Here is a 13063-nt window from a genome sequence, read left to right as displayed (position 1 = left end):
TTGAGTTTTTTTAAGATAAGAATATTTGCAGTATGAAACAATTAAGTAAAACATATAGAAAGAATATAGTCTTATTACTGATGGCAGTATTACTGTCAAGCTGTCATTTTTTGGAAGTAGATCCCATTGGGAAAACGACTACTCCTGTTTTTTTCTCTGATATGGATGGTATTAGGGCTGCTCTTCCAGGTGCTTATTATATGATGTTTAAGTATTATAATGGCGAATTTTATGTATATCCAGATGTAGCTGGTGATATGCTGGTTATGCCACAAGTTGATGCTAGTGGAGATATGGTTGACCAGTATAATTATACCTCTTCAGGAGACCAAGAGTCTGGTGCCGTGGGGTATATCTGGAGTAAAATATATGAAGCTTTGCGTAATGTGAATAATATATTGCAGTATGAGCCTGAACTGAGATCCAAGTTCCCCAGTTCTACTGAAGAGCTTAAACAAATTAGGGCACAAGCACTTTTTTTGCGGGCAATGTGCCATTTTGACCTTTGCAGAGTGTATGCTCAGCCTTATACTTATACCTCTGATGCTTCACATTTAGGAGTGCCTGTATTGTTAAAGACCCCTGGAGCTGACGAAAATGTTTCACGTAAATCCGTTGCTGAAGTATATAGCCAGATTATAACAGACTTGAATAATGCAAAATCTGATTTCGGAAATATGGCACGGACAGATGCTTATCATGTATCGCCTATTGCTGTTCCGGCGATGCTTTCCAGAGTGTATTTGTATATGGAACGTTGGGATGATGTGATAACAAATGCTACAGAGGTAATAGAAAATATGTCTCTCTCCAAAGGAGATAATTACCTTGCTATGTACAATGATGTTAATGTTGCAGGAACTGAAGCTGTTTTTAGACTGAGTGGTCTGGAAAAGTCTCAGTGGATTACAAAATTTTATCAATCATATACATCTGGAGCGATACCTGACGATACTTTGCTTACTTTTTTTACAGACCCCAACGATATAAGACGTAAACTTTTAGTAGATGAATATACTTTATTACCTGATTGTCAGAAGTATGTTTCTAAAAATCAAGGATTGACGGATAGTGATAAGCATAATGATCCTTTTGTTCTAAGGGTGTCCGAAATGTATCTGAATAGGGCAGAGGCTTATCTTAATAAAAATTTGCCTGATAAAGCTGCAGAAGATATAAAAGTTATTCAAGCTCGGGCTTTAGGAAAAGAGCCTGCTGAAATTACATTGGAGTATGCTGATAATGAAGAATTGGCACATATTATAGAGATAGAGCGGATTAAGGAGTTATGTTTCGAAGGTCATCGTCTTTTTGATATTACCCGACGTAAAAAGAACCTTGTACGTTCTTCCAGTACGACATCATCGCTCAAGTCTCTTACTTACCCCAATGATAACTTTATTTTACCGATACCTCGTAGAGAGTTAGATGCTAATAAGAATATGCAGCCTAATCCTAATAATTAAATAATTGGTATATATAAATGAGATTAAGTATAAATTTATGAAAACAATAGTAAAACAGATAACGACTTGGCTTATGATTATATTCATCTTTCCTTCTTGCGGGAAAGATGAATTCAAACCCTATGACACACCTTTTATACGAATAATGAAAAAAGAGCTTAATTCGGTGACAGTTTCAGAAGCTGGAAATTTGATTGATGAATATCTTATTTGTCTTAGTTCTGCTCCATTGAGTACGCCTCTTGAAGTAACATATAGTATAGAAGTAGGTGATGGACTTACTGCTGGTGTCGATTACGAACTTTTGACTTCTGGAAATAAAGTCGTGTTTCCGACAGGAGTATATGATATGCCTATTCGAGTGCGGTGGATAGCCAATCCTATTGACGTTACTAAAAACAATACTATGACTATCACATTGGTAAGTACCAGCAATCCCGATGTTGTTATTGGAATGCCGGGGCCTGACCATTTTCAGCGTCAGATGGTTATTACAAAGGTTAAGGCGAACGATTGATAAGTGTAAGACAGAGTATAGTTAATCCATTGTTTTATAGTAAGAAATGATGATAAAATACAAATTTGCAACAATATTGTCTTGTATCTTCATACAATTACAATTGGTAACTGCTTATGGAGAGTTGAAACCGAACCCGAGACTTATAAAAGGAAGACTCGACAATGGACTTACATATTATATCTATCCTAATGATTATCCTAAAGGAGAGGCTGTTTATCGCTTGTTTATAAAATCCGGTTCTGTTTTTGAGGAAGAAAACCAGCGTGGACTGGCTCATTTCCTGGAACATATGGCATTTAATGGAACTCGTCATTTTCCGGGGGACTCAATGGTGAAATTCTTGGAGTCGAAAGGTGCAAAGTTTGGAAAAGACCTGAATGCTCATACTTCCTTTAATGAAACAGTGTATAAGTTACAATTACCTTCGTCTGATATTCATATGGTAGATTCTACTTTGATGATATTGGCTGATTGGGCTGATGGATTGTTGCTTGATTCATTGGAAATAGAGAAAGAAAGAGGCGTCATACTTTCAGAATGGTTATCGAAGACCGGACCGGAGTATGATGTACAAAATGCTTTTTTATTGGAACTTCTCAATGGTTCGCGATATGCCAGCAGATTGACGATAGGCGATACTGCTATTATCCGTCACTTTCCTCATGAAAGGTTGCATAATTATTATGAAACATGGTATCATCCTACTTTAATGGCTGTTGCCGTATCTGGAGATATAGATGCAAATAAGGTGGAGAAGATTGTCCATGAACGTTTTGGAAAAATGAATGCTCCGATAAAACCTAAAGTGAAAGATTATCGGATACCTGATTATACCGAAGAAAAGATAATTAAGGTAATACATCCTTCTTTGAAGAAGATAGAATTTAATTTCATACAGTTGTGTTCCAAACCGTCAGCGGTAAAAAAAGAGAAAGATTTTCTTGTTTTTTTGCAGAGAGCATTGCTTAATAGGCTGATGAAAGTGCGTTTAAATGCATTAGCATTTGAGAATCCATCCTATAAAGATGCGTCAGCAACACTGACGTCGTTTATTAACACGAAAGGGGTACTAATGGCTTCGGTTGAGCTCGTTTCTGGGAAAATAGAAGTGGGGATACAAGAATTTGCTACACAATTGGAACAAATGTATCGATATGGTTTTACTACATCTGAAATTGAGAAAGTAAAAAAACGTTTTTTGCGAGATGCATTGAGACGGGCTGAATCTAAATCACCTGTAGCATCTCTATCATATATCGACGAAATATATTCGGATTTTTACCAAGGAAATATCATATTAACTCCTGCTGAAGAATATAGAATGATACAGAAATATATTGGGCGTGTCGATTCTGTATCATTGGTTAAGTTGATGAAGGGCGTGCGTAAACCTCATAGAACACACTATTTTTTGTCGGCTTTTGACAAAGTGTCGGCGGAGCTTCCTACAGAGGAAGAACTTTTGTCAATGCTTGCTCGCATTAGAAGTAATGATATTGCCAGATATGAAAAGAATATAGATGTACCTGATGCTTTGATATCTGAATTACCTGTATCCGGAATTATAGAAGTTGATGATACCATTCCGGAGATAGGTGCCCGTTCTATGGTTTTATCTAATGGTGCTCGCGTAATATTTAAGCGGACTACTGTGGATAAAGATAGAATTATGCTTACTGGGTTTCGTAAAGGGGGACTTTATGCTCTTGATTCAGTAGACTATGTTACTGGCTTATTTGCTGGAAGTATTGTTCCGGTCAGTGGAGCCGGAGATTTTAGTCGTGATGCATTGAGTCAGTATTTGGCGGGAAATTCTGCATCATTACGATTTCTTATTGATAAGACACGTACAGGGGTGGCTGGGTCAGCCGAAAAACGAGATATGCAAACTCTTTTTGAACTTTTGTATCTGAAATGGACACAACCACGATTGGATGAATCCGTATATGCACAGGTTAAAGAAAAATCAATAGAAAATTATCTTACCGGAAATAAAACTGATACCGATAAGTATTATAGAGATTTGTCTGATTTGATGCAAGGGCATAGTTACGTTAGACGTACAATTACAGACACATTGATAAATTCAGAGTTGAAGAAAGAGCGTGTCCTTCCTGTTTTCAATCGATGTTTTGGTTCTGCAAAAGGTTATACTTTTATTATTACGGGCAATTGTACATTCTCTGAAATAGAATCGTTTGTTTTACGATATATTGGCGGTTTACCAGGAGGTGTATCTACGATGGATTATGTATACAAAGGTGATAATATACCTCGAAAAAATACTGAATTTATAAGAAAAGTCGGAGATTCACCCAAAGCACTTGTCTCACTCATATTTCAGCAAGATACTTTATCTGAGCAGTTGCGAAGTTTCAATCTCAAAAGCGATATAGTAAAAGCTATAGTTCGGACTAAGTTACTTAGAGAATTACGAGAAAAAATGGGGATGGTATATAGTGTGAGTGTATCTATCGGAGCGACACAATATCCTGCACAACTTTCTCGGGAAACAATAGGATTCAGTTGTGAACCAGAAAATGTATCTGCTCTTATTGCAGCGACGATGTCCCAGTTGCGAAAGCTTGCTTTTGATTCTCTTGCATTCGAGACAGAATGGGCAGATGTTAAACAAAATTTGATTAAAGAAAATAGTATCCAGATGCAAAAAGATGCTTTTTGGAGTGGGTGTATTCGCAATACTATATATAACGGAGATCCGGACTGGGACTATATTACTCGGTATGAAGACATTATACATAGTGTTACAGCAAAGGAAATCATGGGATACATACGCCGATGTTTTCTGGATTCTCCTGTAATTAAGGCGGTTTTGTATCCTAAAGAGGAGATAATGGGAACAGAGAGATAAATACTATATTTTTTAACTGGAGAAGGATAAATACATGTCCTTATCCGCAAAACGAACGCTTATGAAAAAATGTTTTAAGACTTTACTTTATTCATTGGCTTTGATATCGTTATTTGCTTCATGTAGTGATGATGATAACGACAACAAAGGAGTTGAATCAGGTGATGTACAAATGTTAACTTTTGGTTTTTATGCCGCTGATAATGACGGTGTAATACAAGGAGACTACGAAGTTTCGGCTATTGTAGGGACAGATATCAAAATTCCTATGCCGGATGAAATAAATCGTGCTTCTTTGGTTGCCCGTTTTACGACTTCAGATGGTGCTACAGTAACTGTAAATGGAATTACTCAAGTAAGTGGCGTTACAGCAAATAATTATTCAGTACCTGTAGATTATTTGGTAACTTCAGGTAATAATAATGCCCGTTACACTGTACGTATTACTAAAATGCCTACATGGTCCGCCTATTCTACTTTTACCGAAGATTCTATTTCGGATATCGTATTACGGGTAAATCCTAAGACATACGAACCTTATGTAGCTATAATTAAAGCTCGAAAAGAAGCTGATGAGAAGAAAGTTGCTGTATTGAAAACTACAGGTTCGGCATGGTCTTATGTTGGTGACAAAGATGGAATTTCGGATGGGCGAGCTACAGCTTTAGCATTCAACTTTGACGCTGATGCCAATATGTATGTTGCTTATTCCGATTATAGTGCAGATGTTGCACAGGATATGACTGCTCAAATGTATAATGGTTCTTCTTGGTCTGTATTGGGAGCTAAAGGGTTAACGGGAGACAAAACTAATTATATAACTATCGGAGCATTGTCTCCTGCGGATGTTGTAACTACATTTGGTGTAAACAATAAGAAAAGTGATGACTATAAAAAATTGATGGTATCGGGATATAATGGTAATTGGAGTTCTCCATCGTTGATGGCTGGACGTCCTGCCGATGCTCCGGCATGGTTCAATATCATAAAACGTTATGGTGATGCTCTTTATCTTGGGACTTTTGATATGGTGACATCAGGAGGTTATTCTATCTATAAATATCAGAATAAACAATGGTCTACTATTGGTCAGATTATTGTACCTTCAGGTGCGGCAATATGTTATAGGGGTGGAGAGATTCACTTTGATTTAGATAAAAGTGGAAATATTTATGCATTAGTATCAGATGATGGACCCGATGGACAGGGTAATTATAAAGTGAGTGTACAAAAATATAATGTAAATACGAAAAAATGGAGTATGGTGGATAACTATCTTGATACAGGAGGTAAAGTTCCCGGTTCTATGGATATAGGTATTTCACCTGAAGGCCTTCCGGTTGTTGTATTTGTAAATTCATCAAAACAAGCATCAGTCATTACATTTGATAATGAAAGTAAACAATGGAGTGATCCGTTCGTTCTGGGTAGTGCTACTGTTAGTTATGTTGCCATCGAGTTCGACCAGAATGGTACAGGATATATCGTTTGTTTAGACAGTCAGAAAGACCTTATTATGTACAAATACATTATTCCTGAATAATTATTTGTATGGAAATATATTGACAATTTATTCTTTTACTTTAAAAAGACCTAAAAGAAGAAATTTAATGTCTGTGAGGTAAAAGAAAGATGTATAAAAGTGACGGGTAAAAATATTAGTTGAGATTACTCGTCACTTTTATTTTTTGATATTATGTTTTCTTTTTTGAAGGTAGTTTTTTGTGGATGTCATATATTGATTTAAAAAAAATAATTATCGAGCACTGATTATTTCTCGGCCAAATGGAGTCAATGCTACAGACATTAATTTAAAATGCTGAATACCGAAAGGAATACCTACGATAGTAATACAAAAAAGGAGACCAAGTCCTAAGTGGGTAAGAGCAATCCATATTCCTCCGATAAGCAACCATATTACATTCATAATGAAATAGAGACAGCCATGATTATTTTCTACTATGATGCTTGTCTGCCCAAAGGGTAACAATGCCAAAACTCCGATTTTGAAAACTTGAATACCGAAAGGAATCCCGATTATTGTACAGCAAAGAAGAAAACCTGAGAGCAGATATTCTAAAGCCAAAGCCAATCCTCCAAAAACAACCCAAATAATATTTCCTATTATATTCATAAGTATTTAGTTTAATAGTTGATAATCAGTGATTTATTGTGTTTGATGTTATTATCTGTGCAGTAATACTTGATAGAAATAAGTTTTGTTAAGAAGTTTCGTATGTACTATTTATATTTGACTTCATTTATCAATTCTTTATTGTTTATGAAGTCTTGAATATTTTGTAGAGTAGTTTCGGCAATATTCTGCATTGCCTCATGAGTGAAAAATGCTTGATGGGAAGTAACAACTACATTATTAAAAGATAGTAAGCGAGCCAGTGCATCATCATCTATAATTTTATCTGATTTATCTTCATAAAAATATTCACTCTCTTCTTCGTATACATCGAGGCCTGCCGAACCTATTTTTTTATTTTTAAGTCCTTCTATAAGATCATTGGTATGAATGAGCATACCTCGACCAGTGTTAATAAGCATGACACCATCTTTCATCTTAGAAATGGAGTCTGCATTGATGATATATTTTGTTTCGTCCGTTAATGGGCAATGAAGCGAAATAATATCTGCATTATGATAAAGCTCGTCGAGCGAAGTATAAGTAATGCCCATTTCTTGTGCAAATTTGTAATCAGGATATAAATCGTTAGCTAAAATATTCATTCCGAAACCTTTCAGTATGCGAATCAATATTTTAGCAATCTTACCTGTTCCTATTATACCAACAGTTTTGCCATGCATATCAAATCCCATAAGACCATGAAGAGAGAAGTTTCCATCTCGGGTTCGCCAGTATGCACGGTGAATTTTTCTGTTCAATGTAAGCATGAGGGCTACTGCATATTCTGCCACAGCGTAGGGAGAGTAGGCAGGGACACGGACTACTTTAAGTTTTCCTTCAGCTGCTTTTAGGTCTACATTGTTAAATCCGGCATTGCGTAAAGCCAATAGTTTTACACCATTTTCTACCATAGCATCTATGATATCTTTATCAGCTGTGTCATTGACGAAAATACATACGACATCGGCCCCTTGGGTCAAAATAAGATTATTTTTATTTAAATGTCCTTTGTAGTAGCGTATGTCAAATCCGTACAATTCATTAGCTATATTGAAAGATTTTTCATCATAAGGTTTAGTTCCAAAAAAAGCGATTACAGGTTTCATATGATTCTGAATTTTTGTATAAAGATAATAAAAGGAGCTGAATATGTATGATTATAACAGAATAATGGTCTTTCTGGTTCTAAATGATAATTATAAATAATAAGATACATTAGTATTTAGAGTAAAGAATATGCTGTCTTTGTATTTTGAAAGTACAAATTTATCTCTTAAAATGTATTATGATATTTTTGAAAAGATGAGAGTTAGGACAAGGTAAGAAATAGAGAGAATGCATCAGATAATGCAAGAATGGATAAGATTGCCAAAAAGTTTTGCTTAACTTAAATTTTTAATTTCATCTAATTCGACAAGTTTATTCACAATGGCATAAATTGTAAGTCCGGCAGCACTGTGAATTTGTAATTTCTTAGCTATGTTGCGTCGGTGAGTAATAACGGTATGAGTAGATAAAAACAAGCTATCAGCAATTTCTTTATTTGTGAGACCTTTGACGACGCCAATAACGATATCTTTTTCTCTATCACTTAGAGTTTGAGCTTGTTCTTCTCCGGTTTCGGGGCGGGATAAAAGAGCAGAGATTTTATTGATTACTGACTCTGAATCATCATATATCGAAATGCTTCCGTCATAATGATTGAGTATTGTATTCTCGACCATGGAATATAATAAAGCGATACATTTTATATGGGGTGCACCACATTCTGATTTGAATTTTCGTATATCAGTATATCCCATGAATGCTGGATTTATGATTAATATGTCAGGCTTGTGCAGACGAATGCAATCATTCAGTGTTTCCAATCCAGTGATTTCTATAGGTTGTATATTAAATCCTGACATACGCTTGATAACTGTAGTTACACCACTCCGAATAATAACCGAAGGTTCAGCAATAGCAATTTTCAAAGATTTCCGACTCATAGCATCCTCTCTTTTTCTATCTTGGCAATCAATGGGACAAAAAGATAGTCTTCCACTCGACAATGATCTTCTAAGTCTTTTTCACAAGAAAAAATGTCAAAAAGAACTTCATTGAGTAAATTGCTGCTTTCTCCCGCTGGATAGTATTTAATGATTATATTTTTCAGTTCCAACAATTTCAATCCAATAGGAGAATGGCGTTTTCTGAATACACCAATATTGTATCCGGAAGGCATGTTTTCTGATAGTAATTCTTCGACGTATGTAAATACGGTGTTATCTTCATAATCCATATGTTTTTTTACCTCGTTTACATAGTCGTCAAAAAATCGCATAATGAGAAATGAGACATCCTCTTTTGAGGATTTAATAGCTAATATAAGTTTTTCGCGTATTAAAGGCAACTTGAATTCTAGAAAGTATTTATGAGCATTTTTCAAATAGGAGATGAGCGAAGGGAGATCTATTTTCTCATAACTGTGTTCCAACGAGTAATCATCTTCACTAAGGAAATTTACGATAGTAAGAAATGTATTGGTATCTACCTGATTTTGGCGACAAACTTCAGCTACATTCTTATCTCCGAAACCTAATGAGATATTAAAACGACTTAGGACTGTAAGCAATGAGTATTCTTCTTCTATTAAATCACTCATTTTGTCCGTTGCTTTATATTTATGTATCATATTTATTTATCTTTCCTACAAAGATAATATTTTATTATGCTTTTTCTTCATATCCCCGGCATCGGGACTTTACCCGATGCGGAAATATAAAACATAATTAGGATGAATATAACCTTAAAACTTGCTACAAAGTAAATCTAAAAAAGTTGCAATTGCAATCCCTATTTTTAGGTATTTCTATTTAGAACCTGTCGTCTGAATTTCCGGTAAAGGTAATCTTTTTGTTTTTGTGTGCACACTCTCTATTATGCACTTTTGTCCCTTCTTTGTGATAAAGATATTTTGGATAATGATTTTTCCTTTTAAGAAGGGAAGAATGTGGATGGGGTATAATTAGAAACATAAATTTAATGAAAAATTCTTTTCCAAAAAGAAAGTTGTAAAAAATCTGTTTTGAGAACATAGAAAAATATAAAGTATTTTGTGTATGTTTGCTTTCGGAAATAGTATGACAATATGCAAATGGCTTCACTTTTTTTGATTCCTGTAACTTTGGGGGACACACCGATAGATAAAGTGTTACCTCAATATAATAAAGAGATTATTTCTACTCTTAACTATTTTATTGTTGAGAATGTACGTACAGCCCGTCGCTTTTTGAAGAAATCTAATCCGGATATTGATATTGATTCCCTTACTTTTTTTGTACTGAATCAGCATACACACTTTGAGGAAATAAGTAATTTTCTTTTGCCTTTGCCTCAAGGAAAATCGGTTGGTATTATTTCAGAGGCAGGGTGTCCTGCTATCGCCGATCCGGGAGCCGATGTCGTTGCTATTGCCCAACGAAAGGGATATAAGGTAATTCCTTTGGTGGGGCCTTCTTCTATCTTATTATCACTTATGGCTTCAGGATTTAATGGGCAAAGTTTTGCTTTTCATGGCTATTTGCCCATTGAAGCTGTGGAGCGGTCTAAGACTTTAAAAATTTTAGAACACCGTATTTATAACGAACATCAGACGCAGATATTTATAGAAACGCCTTATCGTAATCAAAAGATGTTGGAAGATTTGATACGGATCTGTCGTCCGCAAATACGTTTGTGTGTAGCTGCTAATATAACCTGTGAAGATGAATATATTCGCACTCTTACATTGAAAGAATGGAAAGACCAGCATCCTGATTTGCATAGAAAACCTTGTATATTTTTATTGTATAAGTGAAAATAGTTTTATCCTGATTTGCTTTTTTTGAAAGGTGAAGAGAAAGCTGATTTATGATTTTTCAATTTTATAGAATAGAGAAAATTAATTTTATATTAATGTTTTAAATTAATAAATATTTCTATCTATTTATGGGTGTGTCTTCTTTCTTTTTCAGAAATTTTTGTATGTTTGCGTTATTAAGGATTTAGTACCATAAAAAATTTCAGGTATTGTCATCACAGAATATAAATAAAAATGAGTCTGATTTATGGCTCTCTTTTATAGAGGGGGAGAATGAAGCGTTTTCTTCTTTATATAGGTTGTGTTATCCTAAACTATATGCATATGGTTGTCGTTTAGGAATGAGTGATGCTGAAGTTCGGGATGTTATTCAGGATATATTTCTTAAGATTTATACTCGTCCGGAATTAGTCAAAGACCGGTTTACGATAAGGGCATTTTTATTTGCTTCGATAAAGAATGCATATATCAATTTAGGAAATTATGGATATAGATTAGTTGCGATTCAGAATATTTCTGATTTTGAATTTACATTTTCTGTTGAAAATAATGCATTAGAAGAAAAAGAAGAGAGAGAGAATATGTCGGCTTTGATAAAAAGAATTCTTGATGGTTTGACTCCTCGTCAGCGAGAGATTATTTATTTACGTTTTTTGCATCAGATGGATTATAAAGAAATTGCTGTTATTATGAATCTATCAGAACAGGCTGCGCGTAATCTCACGCATCGGGCAATGGATAAATTACGAAAAGAAAATGATACTGGATTTTTAATTTTAATTTTATTTTGGTTAAAGTCAATTATTTAGTATTAGGTGTAAAAAATATTATAAAGAAAAATATTTTTAGTGATTACATAATAGACTTTTATTTGTATTACTAATATACAGCATAGAATAGATAATGAAAAAGACTGGAAAATATACGATAGAAGATTTTATTTTTAATCAAGAATTGGTTGATTTGGTTAAGAAAGGGGATCAAGCGGGGATTGATTTATTCCTTAGTAAATTTCCAGATGCAAAAGATTTGATTTCAGATGCTGTTGTTCTGTTGAGAAATTTGAAGATTGAAGAATATGCTGTTCCTGAAGAACAGGTTGAAGAAGATTTGCTTCGTTTACAGGCTCTTCTTCATAAAGATAAGCAACATCGTATAGTTTGGTATAAATGGAGTGCGGCAGCTGTAATTTTTATTCTAATAGGTCTGTCATTCTTTTATTATTTTTCTCAATCCTTTTGGAGTGAGCGTGATTCTATGTTTGCAATGTTAGATTCTCTGGATACACATGTAGAGACAGTGCATATTATAGCGGGAGATGTTAAGGCAGAGATAGGAGATAATGCTACGATACGACAAACGGCAGTAGGAGATATTGTTGTTGGTCATAATGAGAAACTGAAGTCTGACGATATTAAAAGTGAAGTAATGCAGTTGGTTGTACCTTATGGCAAACACTCGAAGATAAAATTCAGTGATGGGACTGTGGTTTGGGCTAATTCAGGGACAAAATTGATATATCCAAAACAGTTTGATACGGATAAAAGAGAAATTTACCTGGATGGGGAAATTTATCTTGAAGTAGCGAAAGATAAAGAGAGGCCATTTCGTGTAATTAGTAAAAAGGTATCGATAGAAGTATTGGGAACAAAGTTTAATGTCAATGCCTATAATACAAAATCTGACGGTTCGGTCGTTTTGGTTGAAGGTTCTGTAAAAGTTGTTTCGAGAAAGGATGAATCTTTATTGAAGCCTAACCAAGGATTCTTTTATGAGTCTACTGGTAGTGTGGTTCGTGACGTAGATGTATATCCATATATCTGTTGGAAAGATGGTATTATGGAATTAGGAGAGGAGGAGTCCTTACAAAATATTCTTGATGTACTTTCTGAGTATTATCATGTAAGTATTAAATGTGATTGTGATGTTAGTAACGAAATTTATAAAGGCAAAATCAATATAGACGGTTCTTTGGAAGAAGTTCTGTATAATTTGTCGCAATCAACAGCCTTTACTTATACTAAGAAAGGAGATTCTGTATACATATCATGTAAATAATAATAAATACAGACTTTAAATCAGTTTAAAAAATATATAAATAAAATAGAAAAATATACCAAAAAAGAAATAATTATTTAATCTTAAATCTTTAAAGTTATGAGACATCCACCATCTTAAAAATAGTTGGGCAGTCCTTTCTATGCCTTAAAAGTCAGTATAAATTTTG

The 13063-nt window shown here is 34.5% G+C and carries 11 protein-coding genes; 7 read left to right on the top strand and 4 right to left on the bottom strand.

Annotated features, from left to right (window positions below):
• Positions 1 to 32 precede the first annotated feature (32 nt).
• From BN2628_RS05685 to BN2628_RS05670, 4 genes are all read left to right on the top strand, one after another.
• A complete protein-coding gene (locus tag BN2628_RS05685; RefSeq protein ID WP_055096471.1) occupies positions 33 to 1466 on the top strand; it encodes a RagB/SusD family nutrient uptake outer membrane protein in 1434 nt (477 codons plus the stop codon).
• 37 nt (positions 1467 to 1503) lie between these two features.
• Positions 1504 to 1983, top strand: coding sequence for a hypothetical protein (locus BN2628_RS05680; protein WP_074024021.1), 480 nt, complete (start codon positions 1504 to 1506; stop codon positions 1981 to 1983).
• Positions 1984 to 2029: 46 nt separating this feature from the next.
• Positions 2030 to 4858 carry a M16 family metallopeptidase gene (locus BN2628_RS05675; protein WP_154668412.1) on the top strand — a complete coding sequence of 943 codons (2829 nt, stop codon included), beginning with the start codon at positions 2030 to 2032 and terminating at the stop codon, positions 4856 to 4858.
• A gap of 61 nt (positions 4859 to 4919) precedes the next feature.
• Positions 4920 to 6401, top strand: coding sequence for a hypothetical protein (locus tag BN2628_RS05670; protein ID WP_154668411.1), 1482 nt, complete (start codon positions 4920 to 4922; stop codon positions 6399 to 6401).
• A 213-nt stretch (positions 6402 to 6614) separates the two neighbouring features.
• Here BN2628_RS05670 and BN2628_RS05665 read toward each other — a convergent pair whose 3' ends face one another.
• The 4 genes from BN2628_RS05665 to BN2628_RS05650 form a co-directional block, all read right to left on the bottom strand.
• Positions 6615 to 6992 (bottom strand): YccF domain-containing protein, encoded by a 378-nt coding sequence (locus BN2628_RS05665; protein ID WP_055096467.1) that lies wholly within the window; start codon positions 6990 to 6992, stop codon positions 6615 to 6617.
• Positions 6993 to 7099: 107 nt separating this feature from the next.
• On the bottom strand, positions 7100 to 8101 hold the full coding sequence (locus tag BN2628_RS05660; RefSeq protein WP_055096465.1) for a 2-hydroxyacid dehydrogenase: 1002 nt from the start codon (positions 8099 to 8101) through the stop codon (positions 7100 to 7102).
• Positions 8102 to 8377: 276 nt separating this feature from the next.
• On the bottom strand, positions 8378 to 8983 hold the full coding sequence (locus BN2628_RS05655; protein ID WP_055096464.1) for a response regulator transcription factor: 606 nt from the start codon (positions 8981 to 8983) through the stop codon (positions 8378 to 8380).
• Positions 8980 to 9675 carry a hemerythrin domain-containing protein gene (locus BN2628_RS05650; protein ID WP_044230118.1) on the bottom strand — a complete coding sequence of 232 codons (696 nt, stop codon included), beginning with the start codon at positions 9673 to 9675 and terminating at the stop codon, positions 8980 to 8982. The genes BN2628_RS05655 and BN2628_RS05650 overlap by 4 nt, the downstream gene beginning before the upstream one ends.
• Positions 9676 to 10125: 450 nt before the next feature.
• Between BN2628_RS05650 and BN2628_RS05640 the strand changes: the two genes are divergently transcribed.
• The 3 genes from BN2628_RS05640 to BN2628_RS05630 all read left to right on the top strand — a co-directional run bounded on the left by BN2628_RS05640 (position 10126) and on the right by BN2628_RS05630 (position 12894).
• Entirely contained in the window at positions 10126 to 10833 is a 708-nt protein-coding gene (locus BN2628_RS05640) for an SAM-dependent methyltransferase (RefSeq protein ID WP_055096460.1), read from the top strand.
• A 212-nt stretch (positions 10834 to 11045) separates the two neighbouring features.
• A complete protein-coding gene (locus BN2628_RS05635; RefSeq protein WP_257606406.1) occupies positions 11046 to 11645 on the top strand; it encodes an RNA polymerase sigma factor in 600 nt (199 codons plus the stop codon).
• Positions 11646 to 11739: 94 nt separating this feature from the next.
• A complete protein-coding gene (locus BN2628_RS05630; RefSeq protein WP_055096459.1) occupies positions 11740 to 12894 on the top strand; it encodes a FecR family protein in 1155 nt (384 codons plus the stop codon).
• Positions 12895 to 13063 lie beyond the last annotated feature (169 nt).

This window comes from Gabonia massiliensis (assembly GCF_001403595.1).
GTDB lineage: Bacteria > Bacteroidota > Bacteroidia > Bacteroidales > Coprobacteraceae > Coprobacter > Coprobacter secundus.
The sequence above is the reverse complement of the archived record's forward strand: the minus strand, read 5'-3'. Positions and strand labels throughout refer to the sequence as shown.

What these genes read in the sequence shown, in the direction of transcription:
- BN2628_RS05665 (WP_055096467.1), bottom strand. Translation starts at nt 6,992, where the DNA reads ATGAATATAATAGGAAATATTATTTGGGTTGTTTTTGGAGGATTGGCT.
- BN2628_RS05660 (WP_055096465.1), bottom strand. Translation starts at nt 8,101, where the DNA reads ATGAAACCTGTAATCGCTTTTTTTGGAACTAAACCTTATGATGAAAAA.
- BN2628_RS05685 (WP_055096471.1), top strand. Translation starts at nt 33, where the DNA reads ATGAAACAATTAAGTAAAACATATAGAAAGAATATAGTCTTATTACTG.
- BN2628_RS05670 (WP_154668411.1), top strand. Translation starts at nt 4,920, where the DNA reads ATGAAAAAATGTTTTAAGACTTTACTTTATTCATTGGCTTTGATATCG.
- BN2628_RS05655 (WP_055096464.1), bottom strand. Translation starts at nt 8,983, where the DNA reads ATGAGTCGGAAATCTTTGAAAATTGCTATTGCTGAACCTTCGGTTATT.
- BN2628_RS05675 (WP_154668412.1), top strand. Translation starts at nt 2,030, where the DNA reads ATGATGATAAAATACAAATTTGCAACAATATTGTCTTGTATCTTCATA.
- BN2628_RS05680 (WP_074024021.1), top strand. Translation starts at nt 1,504, where the DNA reads ATGAAAACAATAGTAAAACAGATAACGACTTGGCTTATGATTATATTC.
- BN2628_RS05630 (WP_055096459.1), top strand. Translation starts at nt 11,740, where the DNA reads ATGAAAAAGACTGGAAAATATACGATAGAAGATTTTATTTTTAATCAA.
- BN2628_RS05640 (WP_055096460.1), top strand. Translation starts at nt 10,126, where the DNA reads ATGCAAATGGCTTCACTTTTTTTGATTCCTGTAACTTTGGGGGACACA.